The sequence below is a fragment of the Ruegeria sp. BG7 genome (assembly GCF_056535685.1).
The window spans coordinates 198444-214284 of sequence record NZ_JBQFIU010000001.1 but is presented as its reverse complement, the minus strand read 5'-3'; the positions used below and the strand labels follow the sequence as shown (position 1 = coordinate 214284).

The 15841-nt window shown below is 56.3% G+C and carries 14 protein-coding genes; 8 read left to right on the top strand and 6 right to left on the bottom strand.

Annotated features, from left to right (window positions below; translation table 11 throughout):
* Positions 1-18: 18 nt before the first annotated feature.
* A complete protein-coding gene (locus tag ACR3EH_RS01105; protein ID WP_171089859.1) occupies positions 19-252 on the bottom strand; it encodes a sulfurtransferase TusA family protein in 234 nt (77 codons plus the stop codon).
* 106 nt (positions 253-358) lie between these two features.
* Between ACR3EH_RS01105 and ACR3EH_RS01100 the strand changes: the two genes are divergently transcribed.
* The 4 genes from ACR3EH_RS01100 to ACR3EH_RS01085 all read left to right on the top strand — a co-directional run bounded on the left by ACR3EH_RS01100 (position 359) and on the right by ACR3EH_RS01085 (position 4689).
* Positions 359-1111: a cytochrome c biogenesis CcdA family protein gene (locus ACR3EH_RS01100; RefSeq protein WP_171089861.1), complete on the top strand. Its 753-nt coding sequence runs from the start codon at positions 359-361 to the stop codon at positions 1109-1111.
* Between the two features lie 62 nt (positions 1112-1173).
* A complete protein-coding gene (locus tag ACR3EH_RS01095; protein WP_171183054.1) occupies positions 1174-2388 on the top strand; it encodes a hypothetical protein in 1215 nt (404 codons plus the stop codon).
* The gene (locus ACR3EH_RS01090; RefSeq protein ID WP_171183057.1) at positions 2385-3734 is read left to right on the top strand and encodes a cytochrome P450; all 1350 of its coding nucleotides are present in this window, start codon (positions 2385-2387) and stop codon (positions 3732-3734) included. Before ACR3EH_RS01095 ends, ACR3EH_RS01090 begins: the two co-directional genes overlap by 4 nt.
* Before the next feature lie 73 nt (positions 3735-3807).
* Positions 3808-4689, top strand: coding sequence for a fructose bisphosphate aldolase (locus ACR3EH_RS01085; protein WP_171183059.1), 882 nt, complete (start codon positions 3808-3810; stop codon positions 4687-4689).
* A 160-nt stretch (positions 4690-4849) separates the two neighbouring features.
* Here ACR3EH_RS01085 and ACR3EH_RS01080 read toward each other — a convergent pair whose 3' ends face one another.
* Entirely contained in the window at positions 4850-5197 is a 348-nt protein-coding gene (locus ACR3EH_RS01080) for a hypothetical protein (protein ID WP_171183061.1), read from the bottom strand.
* Between the two features lie 397 nt (positions 5198-5594).
* On the opposite strand from ACR3EH_RS01080, the gene ACR3EH_RS01075 reads away from it, so the two are divergent.
* The 3 genes from ACR3EH_RS01075 to ACR3EH_RS01065 all read left to right on the top strand — a co-directional run bounded on the left by ACR3EH_RS01075 (position 5595) and on the right by ACR3EH_RS01065 (position 9699).
* The gene (locus tag ACR3EH_RS01075) at positions 5595-6563 is read left to right on the top strand and encodes a TAXI family TRAP transporter solute-binding subunit (protein ID WP_171089876.1); all 969 of its coding nucleotides are present in this window, start codon (positions 5595-5597) and stop codon (positions 6561-6563) included.
* Positions 6564-6661: 98 nt separating this feature from the next.
* A complete protein-coding gene (locus tag ACR3EH_RS01070; RefSeq protein WP_171183062.1) occupies positions 6662-9271 on the top strand; it encodes a TRAP transporter permease in 2610 nt (869 codons plus the stop codon).
* Positions 9268-9699, top strand: coding sequence for a universal stress protein (locus tag ACR3EH_RS01065; protein ID WP_171183065.1), 432 nt, complete (start codon positions 9268-9270; stop codon positions 9697-9699). Before ACR3EH_RS01070 ends, ACR3EH_RS01065 begins: the two co-directional genes overlap by 4 nt.
* 14 nt (positions 9700-9713) lie before the next feature.
* Here the strand turns inward: ACR3EH_RS01065 and ACR3EH_RS01060 are convergent, their stop codons facing one another.
* The 3 genes from ACR3EH_RS01060 to ACR3EH_RS01050 are packed head-to-tail and all read right to left on the bottom strand — an operon-like array spanning position 9714 to position 13802.
* Positions 9714-10754 (bottom strand): lipocalin-like domain-containing protein, encoded by a 1041-nt coding sequence (locus ACR3EH_RS01060; RefSeq protein WP_171646911.1) that lies wholly within the window; start codon positions 10752-10754, stop codon positions 9714-9716.
* Positions 10744-13158 (bottom strand): ABC transporter permease, encoded by a 2415-nt coding sequence (locus tag ACR3EH_RS01055; RefSeq protein ID WP_171646914.1) that lies wholly within the window; start codon positions 13156-13158, stop codon positions 10744-10746. Before ACR3EH_RS01055 ends, ACR3EH_RS01060 begins: the two co-directional genes overlap by 11 nt.
* Positions 13155-13802: an ABC transporter ATP-binding protein gene (locus ACR3EH_RS01050; protein WP_171183071.1), complete on the bottom strand. Its 648-nt coding sequence runs from the start codon at positions 13800-13802 to the stop codon at positions 13155-13157. Before ACR3EH_RS01050 ends, ACR3EH_RS01055 begins: the two co-directional genes overlap by 4 nt.
* Positions 13803-13975: 173 nt before the next feature.
* Here ACR3EH_RS01050 and ACR3EH_RS01045 point away from each other — a divergent pair, with 173 nt between their 5' ends.
* On the top strand, positions 13976-14410 hold the full coding sequence (locus ACR3EH_RS01045; protein ID WP_171183073.1) for an ion channel: 435 nt from the start codon (positions 13976-13978) through the stop codon (positions 14408-14410).
* Here ACR3EH_RS01045 and cls read toward each other — a convergent pair.
* Positions 14407-15819 (bottom strand): cardiolipin synthase, encoded by a 1413-nt coding sequence (cls, locus tag ACR3EH_RS01040; protein ID WP_171646917.1) that lies wholly within the window; start codon positions 15817-15819, stop codon positions 14407-14409. The two genes, ACR3EH_RS01045 and cls, sit on opposite strands and share 4 nt — an antisense overlap.
* Positions 15820-15841: the final 22 nt, after the last annotated feature.

Here is a 15841-nt window from a genome sequence, read left to right as displayed (position 1 = left end):
TAGTAATCCGAAGGATTTTTAGACGGCTTTTTGGATCAGATAAACCTGATGCGCCCCGTCAAGTTCCTGAGACAGCAGCGTATGTCCGGCTTCGGAGCAAAAATGTGGAACATCGACGATGGCCGCCGGATCATCGGCCAGCACCCGCAGTACGGCCCCTGCAGGCAAGGATTTAAGCCGTTTGCGGGCTTTGAGGACGGGTAGAGGACACAAAAGCCCAAGGGCGTCCAATGTATCTGTTATATCGGTCATGCATTTCGGGATAGGACCAAGTTGAAATATTGTCCAGATTCCAACCACGAGGATGTGACTGAATGGCCCCGTGACGGATCGACATTCATCACTTATGTGCAGAGGCATGTTCGGAATTGAAATCATAGACGCGGGACTGTTGCCCGCCATGTTTGTCGCGCTGTTGGGTGGCTTGATCAGCTTTCTGTCACCATGCGTGCTGCCCATCGTGCCGCCTTATCTGGCGTATATGAGCGGCGTCACAATCAACGAGATGCAGGACGAGGCCCGTGCGCGGCGCAAGGCAACGATGTCGGCATTGTTCTTTGTGATGGGTCTGTCGACCGTCTTTCTGCTTTTGGGCTTTACCGCGTCTGCCTTCGGGGCGTTTGTTCTTCAGAATCAGGTGCTTTTTGCCAAGCTTTCGGGTGCGGTGGTGATCGTGTTTGGTCTTCACTTCCTGAACGTATTCCGCATCCCGTTTCTGGACCGCGAAGCGCGGATCGATACCGGTGATTCCGGTGGCTCGGTTTTTGGGGCGTATATTCTGGGTTTGGCGTTTGCCTTTGGCTGGACGCCCTGCATTGGGCCTCAGTTGGGTGCGATCCTTTCGCTGGCGGCGAATGAGGCATCAGTGGCGCGTGGTACGGTATTGCTGGGCGTCTACGCGGCGGGGCTGGGTATTCCATTCCTTCTGGCGGCTATGTTCCTGAACCGATCGATGACCGTCATGAACCGCATCAAGCCTTACATGGGTACGATCGAAAAGGTCATGGGTGGATTGCTGTTGTTCGTGGGCATCATGCTGATCACCGGTCTGTTCACACGGTTCAGCTGGTGGTTGCTGGAAACCTTCCCGGCATTGGCAAATTTTGGATGAACCGCTGACCCCCTTACCTTGACCTCAAGCCTGCGTTAACCTGAACGGCAGAAGGTAAGGGCATGTGCAGTCAGACAAATCAGCCTCAGGTGCGCAAACGTCGGGTGTTTTACATTCCCGGTTATGATCCGTTTCCGCCCAGACGATACCGGGAGCTGTATCGGTCTGAGTCACAGGCCCAGGCTGAGATTTCCGGCTATGAGATTTCCGTGTCAGCCAAGCCGCGAGCTGACGTCTTTGGCTGGCATGTCACATCGCTTCAGGATGGTGAACGGGTGCACACGGATGTCGATGTGCTGGTCTGGTCGGACATCGTGCGGGACAGCATGACGGGATCGATCCTGTCCACCTATCTGCAACTGGCGCGAACCGCTTGGACCTACATCTCGACGGGTACTCTGCGTCGGTTGATGGGGCTGAGAAAAGGGCCGGTGATTGCTGCGCTATATCCGGTTGGTATGTTGCTTTTACAATTGCTGATCGCGCTGCTGGTTGCGTGGGCGACGGCGAAACTGCTTGTCCCAATTGTTGGGCTGTGGGCTTTGGTTCCGGCGGGTGTTCTGGCTTATGCGGTGTTGCGTTGGTTTCGCACAATCGACAACCGGCTGTTTGTCTATTACCTGATGCATGACTACGCATATTCCGCGCAGTTAAAGGGGGAAACTCCGCCGCAGTTGCAGGCGCGATTGGACACATTCCAAGACCTGATCAAAGACGCTTTGACTGAAGAGGTGGACGAGGTTTTGGTGATCGGTCACAGCTCGGGCGCGCATCTGGGTGTGTCGGTGCTGGCCGATCTGATCCGCAATTGTAATGTGCGTGACCAAGGACCGGTTTTGTCGTTTCTGACTTTGGGGCAGGTGGTTCCCATGGTTTCGTTCCTGCCAAACGCACACCGTTTACGCGCGGATTTGCAGTTTCTATCCAAGCAACCCACTGTGGCATGGGTCGATTTTACCGCCCCCGGCGATGGCTGCGCCTTTGCACTATGCGACCCGGTTGCGGTCAGCGGTGTGGGTAGCCCTGACAAGAAATGGCCACTGGTTTTGTCGGCAGCGTTTACTCAAACACTGTCTCCTGAGCGCTGGAAGGCGGATCGCTGGCGGTTCTTCAAGCTGCATTTTCAGTATCTCTGCGCCTTTGACCGTCCGGGTGCATACGATTATTTTCGGATCACCGCGGGCCCCCAAACCTTGGCTGCACGATTTGCCGGGCGCGCGCCTTCACCGTCACGTATTGATCAGCCCGTTTCAAAATACACTACGGTTCACGCATGATCCCGCCAAAACCGACCCCACGCCCAGACAAAGTTTCGCTGTGGCAGTATCTGAGACTGTTTCGGAAAGACCTGCTTTCGGCGCAGCCCCAACGGCTCTATCGCGCATGGATGGCGGAATTTCGAACGCCGTTCTTTAGATCTTACATGGTCAATCAGCCAGAACTGGTTGATCTGGTTTTGAAAAAGAGGCCTGAAGATTTCCCGAAGTCTAACCGGATCAGCGAAGGTTTGCGGCCGCTTTTGGGTGAGTCTGTATTTCTGACAAACGGTGAGGTGTGGAAGCGACAACGTCGTATCATTGATCCAGCGTTCGAAGGCGGGCGGTTAAAAGACACGTTTCCGGCGATGCGAGACGCGTCACAAGCCTGCGCGGATCGGCTGTGCTCCAGTGTTGGAACCGAGGTTGAAGTTGAAGAAATCACCAGCCATGTCGCCGCAGATGTCATTTTCAGAACACTGTTTTCGGTGCCTATCGAACATGAAATCGCAGCTGAAGTATTCCAGAAATTCCACTCCTATCAAAGGCGGCAACCGCTTTTGAACCTTGCGGCTTTTTTGCCTCTGCCACGTTGGGTTCCTCGTCTACATGCCGGCGACACGCGGCGGAATGCGCATGATATCAGGCGTTTGATCCAGAAACTTACAGCGGATCGCGCTTCGGCCATTGCTGATGGGACGGCACCAAACGATCTGGCCACAAAAATCATGACAACACCCGATCCTGCCACGGGGAAGTGTTTTGAAACCGACGAGATGATTGATCAGGTCGCGATCTTCTTTCTGGCGGGCCATGAAACCAGCGCCTCGGCTCTGGCCTGGACGCTTTATCTGCTGGCGCTGTACCCCGACTGGCAAAAGAAGGTCGCGGAAGAGGCGCAGGCAAATCCGGACCCGTCCTTTACGACCATGTCCAGGCTGAACGTCGCCCGAGATGTATTTCGCGAGGCGTTGCGACTTTATCCACCGGTGCCAATGATGGTTCGGGAAACGCAATGTCCTGAACAGTTTCGCGATCGAGAGGTTCCGAAGGGTTCACAAATTGTAGTCAGCCCGTGGCACCTGCATCGGCAAGAACGGCTTTGGGACAATCCCGACGGGTTCGATCCCTCGCGCTGGAAGACAGAGAACGGCAAAACATGTCAACGCAATGCCTACATTCCGTTCTCTGCCGGACCAAGAGTGTGCACGGGGGCGGGATTTGCGATGGTTGAAGGGCCCTTGATCCTGTCGATGCTGTTGCGCCAATTCAAATTCGAAACAATCCCTGGAAAAACGCCGGTTCCGGTGGCGCATCTGACCGTTCGGTCCAAGGACGGGATATGGTTGAGGTTGGTTGAGCGCTAACAAACTACCATCGTCCATCACCGTGCTGTATGCGAGGAATGAAATCGGAATCATTCTTGAACGGGAAATCATTATGTCCAAAGCAGAACAGCGCGTACAGATGTCCAACGGAGCAGGCTTTATCGCCGCACTGGATCAAAGTGGTGGATCGACCCCCAAGGCGCTGGCGCTGTATGGGGTGGACGCATCGGATTACGCCTCGGAAGAAGAGATGTTTGGCGAAATCCAGAACATGCGCGCGCGGATCATTCTGGCGGACGACTTCACCAAGGATAAAGTGATCGGTGCAATCCTGTTCGAACGCACGCTGGGTGAAGAAATCGACGGCCGCAAGGTTGCGGATTACCTATGGTCGGTCAAAGGCATCGTTCCGTTCCTGAAAATCGACAAAGGTCTGGAAGAGACCGCGAATGGCGTCCAGATGATGAAACCGATCCCGGGTCTGGCCGAAACGCTGGCCAAGGCAGAGGGTGTGTTTGGCACCAAGGAACGTTCGGTGATTCATGAAGCCAACGCCGAAGGCATCGCTGCCGTTGTGGCGCAGCAGTTCGATGTAGCCCGCGAGGTCGTTGCCGCAGGCATGGTTCCGATTGTCGAGCCCGAAGTTAACATCAACTCGGAAACCAAGGCCGAGGCGGAAGACATCCTGAAGGCTGAAATCCTGAAAAACCTGGATCAGTTGGCCGAGGGGCAGGACATCATGCTGAAACTGACAATCCCGAGCGCGGCAAACCTTTATGATGAAGTGGCTGATCACCCGCGCGTGGTGCGCGTGGTTGCCTTGTCAGGTGGGTATTCGACCGAGCAGGCGTGTGATTTGCTGGGCCAGAACGGCAAGATGATCGCGTCGTTTTCGCGTGCGCTGACCGAAGGTCTGTCGAAACAGCAATCTGATGCCGAGTTCAATGCCGCCCTGGGCAGCAACATTGAAAAGATTTTTGAAGCTTCTGCTTAAGCCACTGATAAAACAAAAGAAGCGGCGTGTATGCGCCGCTTCTTTTTTCTGACCACTCGGCTTAAATCAGGTATTCGATTTCAAAATTCCGCAAAGCTGAGCGTTCAGTTTTAACGCCGAAATAGCACCATTTGGCGGAAGCTATCCCGTGTCGGGCTCCTCAGGATACCGGACACGTGCCCCGGTCAAATTTTTGAACCGCGCCTTTGACCATCATGTCGTATTTCAAGCTGTCATAGTTCACGACAAACGTGACGACCTTTCCGTCCTGCATCAACAGAAACGTCATTGATTCTCCGACAGGATAAATTGCGGCTTCGCCTTCAAGGTCGCCTGTGGAAAGATAGCCTTTGTCCGAACCGCCTGACCGTTTCAAAGTTACGTTGCTGCCGTCCACATCTGACACACATTCAACTGAAAAATCATCTTGTTTCAGAGCGTTATTTGCCAAAGCAGGGGTTGCTGCCGCAGCCGCAACCGCGAGCACGCAGAGGTATTTCTTTGCCATTTTGAAGTCCAAAGTTGGGGGTTTTCTGTTCGCTGGGTCCGGCAATATGGGCAATCATTACATCCGAACCTAACGAGCAGGTGCCTTCCATTTGCGCCAGGAATGAGGCGTATGTTTGAACTTTAAGTGTCGTTGGAAATACCGGGTCAGCGCGCATTGCGCTGATGGGGAAACTTCGCAATTCAAGCTCATATATGCGGTTTGAGGCGGTCAGACCGGGCGGCGGCCTTGACAATCAGCGTCTCTGAATGAAACCTCACAAGGGTTGGGAGAAATTGGAAAATTCAAAGAGTTGTACCTGTTGCGGGACGGGCCGGATTGTATTATCGGCACGCTTCCCTGAGCAGGTCGACCCACTTGGGTTCCAACTGCCAGATAAAAAATTGGGAGTTAAAACATGAAAAACAGCAGCAAACTGAGCCTTGGCGCGTTTGTGACGGCGGCCATGATGGCACCAGCCGCGTATGCGGAAGAGTTCATCACAATCGGCACCGGTGGCGTAACCGGCGTGTATTACCCGACAGGAGGCGCGATCTGCCGTCTGGTGAACAAAGGCCGCAAGGAACATGGCGTGCGCTGCTCGGTCGAATCGACCGGTGGTTCGGTCTACAACATCAACACCATTCGCGAAGGCGAACTGGAGTTTGGTGTGGCACAGTCAGACTGGCAGTACCATGCCTATAACGGCACCTCGAAGTTCGAAGAGGCTGGCCCGTTCGAAAACCTGCGCGCCGTTTTCTCGGTTCACCCCGAGCCGTTCACCGTTGTGGCCCGCGCCGATTCCGGCATCACCAATTTTGAGGACCTGAAAGGCAAGCGCGTCAACATCGGCAACCCCGGTTCCGGTCAGCGCGGCACCATGGAGGTTCTGCTGGGTGAAATGGGCTGGACCACGGGCGATTTCGAACTGGCGACCGAACTGAAGGCGGCTGAACAGTCGGCTGCACTGTGCGACAACCAGATCGATGCGATGGTTTACACCGTCGGTCACCCTTCGGGTTCGATTCAGGAAGCCACCACCGCATGTGACTCGGTTCTGGTGAATGTCAGCGGCGAAGCCGTGGACAAACTGGTCAACGACAACTCGTTCTACCGCACCGCAACCATTCCCGGTGGCATGTACCGTGGATCTGATGGCGACACGTCGACCTTTGGTGTGGGCGCAACCTTTGTGACGTCAGCAGACGTATCGGAAGATGCGGTCTATGCGGTTGTCAGCTCGGTCTTCGAGAACTTCGATGACTTCAAAAAGCTGCACCCTGCATTTGCCAACCTGAAGCCCGAAGAGATGATCGCGGACGGCCTGTCGGCACCGCTGCATCCGGGTGCTGAAAAGTACTACAAAGAAAAAGGCTGGATTCAGTAAGCCAGACCTGACGCAGGGTGCCTTCGGGCGCCCTGCACACAACCCGTGTAAAACGGGGTTCCAAAAGGCCGGAAAAGGCCGTGACGGGGAGACATTTTATGAGTTCCGACACACAATCCAATCGCCCGCTATCTGAAGAAGAGCTTCAGGATCTGGTTGCGTCTTCCGACGCCGGCGGGCGCAACCCGGTCGGCAACGTCGGGATTTTTCTGGCCATCGTGGCTGCAATCTGGTCGATTTTTCAGGTTGTTCTGGCCTCGCCAATCTCGAACTATGTCCTTCCCGGAAGCGTTGTGAACAACTCGCGCCAGTTCCATCTGGCTTTTGCGATGTTTCTGGCCTTTGCGGCTTATCCGGCGCTGAAGTCCAGCCCTCGGAACTATATCCCGATTCAGGACTGGATCATGGGTATTCTGGGCGCGTTTGTCGCGCTTTATGGGTATTTCTTCTACGACAAGATCGTCAATGCGGGCGGGCTTGCCGATGACACGGACAAGTGGATCGCATTGGGCGGCCTGCTACTGTTGTTCGAGGCCGCGCGCCGCGCGCTTGGCCCGGCCATGGCGATCATCGCGACGATCTTTTTGGCTTATGTCTTCTTCGGTTCATCCGAATGGGTGCCCGAAGTTATCCGCTGGAAAGGCGCGAGCCTGAAAAAGGCCATGAGCCATATGTGGATCACGTCAGAAGGTGTGTTTGGCATCGCTCTTGGCGTTTCCACGAAATTCGTCTTCCTGTTCGTTCTGTTTGGCGCCTTGTTGGATAAGGCCGGGGCAGGGAACTATTTCATCAAAATGGCCTTCGGGGCGCTTGGCCATCTGCGTGGCGGCCCTGCGAAGGCTGCCGTTGTGGGCTCTGCCGCGACCGGGCTGATCTCGGGTTCGTCGATTGCCAACGTTGTAACCACCGGCACCTTCACCATTCCGTTGATGAAACGGGTGGGCTTTTCCAGCGAACAAGCTGGCTCGGTCGAGGTTGCGTCTTCGGTAAATGGCCAGATCATGCCACCGGTTATGGGCGCTGCGGCCTTCCTGATGGTGGAATATGTGGGCATCTCATATGTCGAGGTCATCACCCACGCCTTCTTGCCTGCTGCGATTTCCTACATCGCGCTGGTCTATATCGTCCATCTTGAAGCGGTTAAGCGGAACATGCCAACCCTGGGCGACCGGGATGTGCATTTGGCGCGGACCGTTGTTGGGATGTTGTCTTTCTTCGTGGTATTTGCCGGTCTGTGCTATAGCTCGCAATTCCCGGTGGATGCGGTGACAAGTTGGGCACCTTCGGCGGCTGGATTGATCCTTAGCCTGATCGTTTGCGCCATCTATGTCGTGTTGCTTTATCTGGCCGCTCAGGTGCCGGATCTTGAGCCCGACGATCCAAACGCCAAAGAGGTCACGCTGCCGGTCATTGCAGACATCTACAAGGCAGGTCTGCACTATCTGCTGCCGATTATTGTGCTTGTCTATTTCCTGATGATCGAACAGAAATCTCCTGGTTTGTCAGCCTTTTGGGCAACCGCGTTACTGTTCGTGATCCTGCTGACGCAAAAACCGCTCAAGGCGGTCTTCCGCGGCGAAAGCGATGTGTACAACCGCTTTATCGACGGTGTGGCCGACCTGTGGCAGGGCCTGATCGACGGCGCGCGGAACATGATCGGGATCGCTTTGGCCACAGCCACGGCGGGCGTGATCGTGGGTACGGTGACGCTGACCGGTGTAGGACAGGTGATGGCCGATCTGGTCGAGTTCCTCTCGGGTGGCAACCTGATCCTGATGCTGATCATGGTCGGTATCCTCAGCCTGATCCTAGGTATGGGCCTGCCGACCACGGCGAACTATATCGTCGTCAGCTCGTTGATGGCTGGTGTGGTTGTCGAACTGGGCGCGCAAAGCGGGCTGATCGTGCCGCTGATCGCTGTCCACCTGTTTGTCTTTTACTTCGGTATTATGGCGGACGTGACACCGCCTGTGGGTCTGGCCAGTTTCGCGGCCGCTGCTGTCTCGGGTGGTGATGCGATCAAGACCGGTTTCACGGCGTTCTTCTACAGCCTGCGCACTGTGGCGTTGCCGTTTGTGTTCATCTTCAACACCGACCTGTTGTTGATCGATGTGACATGGGTCGAAGGCATAATCGTCGCCATATTCGCCACCATAGCCATTCTGGTCTTTACTGCCGGTACAATGGGGTACTTCCTGACCCACAGCCGGATCTATGAAAGCATCGCGCTGATCTTTGTGGCCTTTGCCTTGTTCAGGCCGGACTTCTTTATGGACCGCATTTCGCCTCCGTTCCAATCGGTTGAACCTGCTGCGTTCGAAGAGACAATCGGTCAGGTTCCACCCGGAACAGAGATGCGGCTTGTTGTGTCCGGGCCAGACTTCGACACGCTTGAAATGACTGATACAACTGTGGTGGCCACGGTGGGTTCGGAAGACGGCGGCGCAGCGCGGGTCGAGGCGTTGGGGCTAATCCTGATCCCTGAAGACGGCGTTGTTAAACTGGACGAACCGTTCCCAGGAACACCGCTTTCAGGCGATCTGGATATCTTCGATTATTACGGGGATGAGGCCGTAAGCCTGACCTCGGTCAGCTTGCCGTCCAGTCAGCCACCCAAGCAGTTGGTCTATATCCCTGCGATGGTTCTTCTTGGCCTCATCGCGCTTTTGCAACGCGGCCGGGCCGCCAGACGAGAGGTGCTTGCATGACACGTTCAGTTCTATGCGCCATTGATATCAGCAATGGTGAGATTGATGTGCCGGTTCTGCAAAAGGCGGCCGCTCTGGCGGACCTGGAAGGGGCGCAGCTGGATGTTGTGACCGTGCTGCCGGATTTTGGTGAAAGTTGGGTGTCAGGGTTCTTTGAGGCCGACTTCCACGACAAGGCTTTTGAAGAGGCGCAGGCCACTCTGACATCGCTGTGTGTCAAAGCACTGGGGTCAGAGAGAAATGAAACTATCCGCCATGTTGTGGCGACAGGAACGGCCTATCAGGAAATCCTGAAAACTGCTGAAGGCGCCGGGTCCGATTTGATCGTAATCGGTGCGCACAAGCCGGATTTCAAGGATTACCTGCTGGGTCCCAACGCATCACGTGTTGTGCGACATTCTTCGGTTTCTGTTTACGTCGTGCGCTGAACAGACTTCAGGGATCAATACCCTGTCATCTCAAGGTATCCGATGCCTTCATGGCTTCCGGTTACGGTGACAGGTCCTTCCCAATACTCAAAGCGGGTTCCCATCCATGCTTCGGGTGTGATGGCAGAAACGTCAACTTCAACACCCCGATCCGGTAAGGCAACGCGCCAGTGTGTTGGAACCTCGCGCCCTGCGACTTGGTCCGTGGCCAGCGGCGTCATTTGGACGGTTCCGTTAGGGATAGCCTCGGTACTGCCGTCGGCATTGATCCAAGTGGCCGAGGTAAAGTCGCCGCGCCCCCCACGCAATCGAAAAGCCATCATCTTGTCGCCGCCCTCGAAGCTGAGGGAAAACCAATCCCATCCACTTTGATCCGCAGCAAGCGGCTGCGACGACCATTCACGGTCCAACCAACCCTGGCCTGTGACGTGCACATCGCCGTCTGGCAGTCGAAGAACACCTTCAACCGCGTAAAAAGGCTGCGAGTAATAATAGCTGGCCTGACCATCCGCAGATTTGACCGAATACCCTGCATCGCCGTGAAACACCAATGGCCCCTGAGCGGTCAGCGACAGATCATAGCTGAAATCCTCTCCGTTGGCCGTCAGGGTAAGGGTGTCGAAATCAGGACCGGCCATGCGCCATTCGTCGATCCACGCCTCAAAGGGTTCAGCGGTTACGCCTGCCTGACCAATCCCGCCACGCGAAAGACGCTCAGCGAAGTAATGCGTGTCAGGCGTTGTTGTCGCCGCGTGACCCATCCAGATTTGCGGGCTTTGCCAACCGGCGGTTTCAAAGGGCTTCAGAGCAGATCGGAACAGGGTCCACTGAACACCATAGTCGCGCCCATCTTCACCCTTGAGGTTGGCCGTCAGATACCACCATTCGATCCGGTAAGCCGGATGGGGGCCATGATCCTTGGGGAAATCGAACGCATACCCTTCTTTCGGTACATCAAAGCCCTCGGCTGATCCGCCCAAACCTGCATAGCCCTGTGCCCAAAGCGGCAGTGGACAAGTGATGAGCAAGCAGAGCAATAGGGTTTTAACGTTCATTGGCGAACACTCTCAGCAAGTCGGCAGGGGGCAGGCGCAGCATCCGCAACGCGGGCAGGGCTGCTGCAATTATGGCCGCCACAAGCGTCAACAAAAATAGCCACAGCCAGTCCCATGGGAAGACGAACATGGGAAGCCGCCAACCGAAGGCCTGTACGTTGATCACTGCCAGCAGAACCCATGCCAGGATCAGTCCCAGCGGCAACGCAAGGACTGCCGTCAGTGCAGCCAGCAACACGCTTCGCAAGAGCTCCAGCCGTGCCAGTTGCACCAGGTTCAGCCCCAGCGCCCAAACAGGGGCGATTTGCGGCAGGCGTTGTGTCCACAGCGTCAACAGGCTGGTCAGGATGGCGAATCCCGCCACGCCAAGGGTCAGAACGTTCAGCGCAGATGTCACAACAAAGGTCTTCTCAAAGATCGCCAGTGATTGCGCCTTCATGGCCGCTTGCTGAACCACAGACAGCGGCGGCAGGTCAAATTGGGCGCGCAGGGTTTGTGCCATTGCAGTCGCGTCTTCCGGTGGCATGCGGATACCAAACCTCCGCATCTCGGCCCCCGGTGCGATACGATCCAGTTGCGCCATTGAAACGATGGCTTGACCCGTTGGATTGCCATAGTCGGAATAGACCCCTGCGATCGGCAAAACGTGGTTCTGGGCAAGTTGTAGCTGGGCACCGGGCCATAAAGACGCGCGTCGCGCCAGTTGTTCGTTGATAAGCACGGCGTCTCCGGCCATCACATCATCCCAAACAGTGGCGGTTGAGGCAATCAACGGCCAGTACTGCCGGTACACGGGATCATCCACCACGCCGTATAAGAATAACGGGCCGGTTTCATGGGGCAGTTCTACGCTGCGGATCGGCAAAATGGCATCGACCTGAGGGCGCAGCCAAATGGTCATCTCGCGTGCCTGATCTTCGTCACGCGCAGTCACGTACAACTCGGCCGTCAGCCGTTGATCCAGCCAGCCGACAAAGGTTAACCTGAAGCTGGAAACCATTGTTCCCACGCCAATATTTGCCGCCAAGGCCAGTAACAGCGCCATCAGGGCCAAAGACAGGCCAGGCAATTGCGCCCGTAGGTCTGCCCAGACCCATTGCGCAACAGGACCACGCGCCGTACGTGCCAGTACAGACAGAGCCATGGCCAGAAGCGATGGCAACAGCAAGGCCGCACCTGTCAGCAATCCGGCCAATAAGGTGAAACCTGCAACAAGCCCTCCAATGCTGACATAGGCCAGCGATCCTCCGACAATCAGGATCAGACCCATTGCTCCGACGATGTGGCGCGCGCGGGAATTGCTCTGCCACGCCTGCACGCCCGGTCCTTCGAGCAAAGGCATGTTGGACAAGCGCCACAACGCGTGACCGCTGGCCAGCAGGGTTCCGAAAACTGCCATAGCGATTCCAGCGACAACCCACTGAGGTTGCAGCGTCAGTTGTCCGGTCACAGGCGCGCCATAGAGCCCACGCAAAGTTGCGGCGACATCAGGCAGCAACGCTCCGGCCAGAAAGAAGCCCAACAGCAATCCAAGACTGCCTCCGATCAGGGCCAACAGGGTTAATTCGGTCAGTACCAGCCAAACCAGCCGACGCATGGACACGCCTAAAGCACGCAAGGTGCGGATCATGCCGCGTCGCTGGGCAAAGGCCAGACCAACGGTGCCATTGACGATGAACAGCCCAACGGCAAAGGACAGAAGTCCAAACGCCGACAAGTTCAAATGAAAGCTGTCGGTCAACTGAGCGGTATCGACTTGCGCTGAGGGGCTGATGCGGTCCAGTTCAGGTGCGACCTGATTGAGAGGGGGCAGGTCGCGCGGTTGGTTCGGCAGCACGACAAGCCGCGAGATGACGCCTGTTTGGTTCAACAGGCCCTCGGCCACGCCGATGTCAGTCAGAATAACGTCCGAAGGCAGGGCTGAGGTGGTCAGAATGGGGGGCAGGCTGTCTTGACCACGCAGCAGCACCTCTAATTCGGGTGATACAAGAATGCGGCCCGGAGAGGTCAACATGTCCACAGGCTCAGGCGGAGCTGCGCTCTGTTCCGCTTCAGTCACGGCAGGCAGGGCAGGGTAGGCAACCATATCCACGCCCATTAGGCGCAAGGTTCGTCCGCCGATACGGTATGGGCCTTCCAGAACGGCTGCAACCTGCCAGCCTGCACGGCGCAGGTCGACATAACGAGAGACTGAAATCGGTCCCGACGGGTCTCGAAGCTCGTCAAATTGGCCGATGGCCAATTGAGCGTTGGCCCGCGCATAGCTTGCACGCGCTTCGGCGTTGATGGCTTGTACAGCCGACCACAAACCGGTGGCCAAAGCGATGCCGACCAGCAAGGTCGCCAGTTGTAACCGATGCACCCGCCAATGGGACATCAGGGCCTGAATGACGGGCCATGTCATTGAATCCGCCCGCCGCTCAGCGTGACTTGACGGTCCAGTCGCGCGGCGATTTGTTGGGAATGCGTCACCAGCAACAGTGCCGCTTTGGTGTCGGCGACAAGTGACAACATCAGGTCCAGTACGGTTGCGCTGGCGGTTTCGTCCAGATTGCCGGTCGGTTCATCAGCCAGCAGCAGCTTGGGACGCGCTGCCATGGCGCGGCCAATGGCAACCCTTTGTTGCTGACCGCCCGACAGGTTCTCGGGGTAACGGTCCTGCAAGTCTGACAGGCCCAGTCGTTCCGCCAAATGGCTGTTCCAAGCAGTATCTTCGACACCGGCAAGGCGCGCATGAAAAGACAGGTTCTGTGCAACCGTCAGGGACGGGATCAAATTGAATTGTTGAAACACCAGCGACACATGGTTCCGGCGCAGCGCCGCCCGCCCTGCATCATCCAGCGTGGACAGACGTGTATCCCCTAATGTGATCTCGCCCCCGTCAAAGCTGTCCAGGGCTGCGACAAGGTTCAGCAGGGTACTTTTGCCGCTGCCGCTTTCACCGGTCAGGGCCAAAGTTTGCCCCTGATCCAGAACCAGAGATACATCGCGCAGCACCGGACGCCCGCCGGGATAGGATTTCTGGACACGGTCGATGGTCAACAACATGATCTGCCTTCTTTTCTTCCAAGAATTTGCGGCGGAAATCCAAACTGTCCAGTACAGACCATCACCCGGTTCCATTCGCCGCAGGTGAACTTGGTATTGGCCGGGGTTGTGCCTTGTAACTCAAAAGGTCATTCTGCCCTGACGATCCACTGCCGTAAATCAGGATGAAAAACATGACGTTGCTGCATCAGATCATTTGGGGCAGTACCTTTCTGGGGCTCTGCTTTGTGATCGAAATCCTGTTGCTGACCTGGTGCACCGTCACGATTATCAAATGGGACAAAAAATGGGCGGACAAAGGTGTGTATATCGGAACCGCTGCGCCCATAGCAGTATCTTTGGCGTTCATCGTCGCAACGCACACGATACAGGTCTGGATTTGGGCCATAGTTTGGGTGCTGCTTGAGGTGCTGCCGGATTGGAATACGGCCATATATTTTTCATTGGTGACATTCACGACATTGGGCTACGGCGACATCGTGCTGGGTGAAGGGTTGCGTATCTTTGGCTCTTTCGCGTCGGTCGCTGGACTGTTGGCCTTTGGTCTGTCGACGGCTTACCTGGTTGCAATGATGACACGGGTCTTTCAGGAAAAGTTCTTTTCCTAAAGGATCGGAGCAAACAACCGCGCCAGAGGGGACCCAAAGCGGATATGAACAGGTTGCTGGGCCAGAGCGCGCGTCAGTTCATAACTGTTCTCGAAATCTGCTTGCAGCATCTCTGCGACCCGGTTCGCGGCCCTGACATCAAAGAACAGGGCCATCGCCTCGAAATTCAGTCGGAAAGAGCGGTTGTCCAGATTGGTGGTGCCTACCGCTGCCAGCGTGTCATCGACCACAAAAGCCTTTTGATGCATGAAGCCGTCGGTATAGCGAAAAATACGCGCGCCGCAGTCACGAGCTTCGTCAAAATAGGCGAATGCGGCCAGCCAGGGCAGGCGGTGGTCGATCATATCGGGCACCAGAATGCGCACATCCACCCCGCGCATTGCCGCGTGTTGCAGAGCGGTCATCACGTCGATATCCGGTACAAAATAAGGTGAAGCAATCCAGAGCCTTTCCTTAGCTGCAGCAATGGCGGCAAAGAACATCATCGCACCGGTTTCCGTTTCGTCACCGGGACCGGTGGCAACCAACAAGGCGTTCATGTCTTGCTCGGCTTCGGAGCCCGCCCAATCCAACTCGTCGATCAGATCTTCGTCCCGAGCCCAGTGCCAGTCTTCGGTGAAAATCAACTGCAATTGGCGCACGATATGGCCGGTCATCTTTAGGTGCGTGTCGCGCCAATGACCGAAATGCTTGTCCTGCCCCAGGTATTCCACGCCAACGTTGTGACCGCCTATGAACCCGGTTTCCCCATCGATGACAACGGTTTTGCGGTGGTTTCGATAGTTGAGTTGAAATCGGAAATTGGGGCCGCGCTGATCCTTCGGATTAGCCACGTCAATCCCGGCCTCCTGAAGTGTTTCGAGATAATCCGAGGGGAGGCCGTAACTGCCCACCGCGTCGGCCATGAAACGGACGCGCACCCCTCGCTTGGCCGCAGCAATCAGCTTTTCCTGCAGCTGCAGGCCCAACGCGTCAGCGCGCACGATGTAGAATTGTATCAGGATATAGCTTTTGGCCGCATCGATGGCGTCGAAGATTGCGTCAAATGTGGCCTGTCCATCGATTAGTAGCTCGGCCCCGTTCCCGCGTGAGACCGGCAAATGCGCCAAAACTTCGAACGGACGCGGGTTAATCGACATGCGCGCGGGATCGGGTTTTGAAAAGTCGGCGAAGGTTTTGATGCCTTCGACAACGCGTTCGCTTTCCTGACGTGCGATGCGGTATCCGCGAAAGCGATGGTGGCCCAGAAACAGGTAGGCGGGCACTGCGAAAAAAGGGGCCGAGACCAAAAACACAACCCAGCCTACGGCGCCTTGAGGGGTCCGCGCTGTTTGCGCCGCGCGGACGACGAACACTGCTGCCGTCGCATAGAGGGCAAAGACGACGGCAGAAACAAGCAATGTCCACATAAGGTTAAGGCTCCGGGATGGG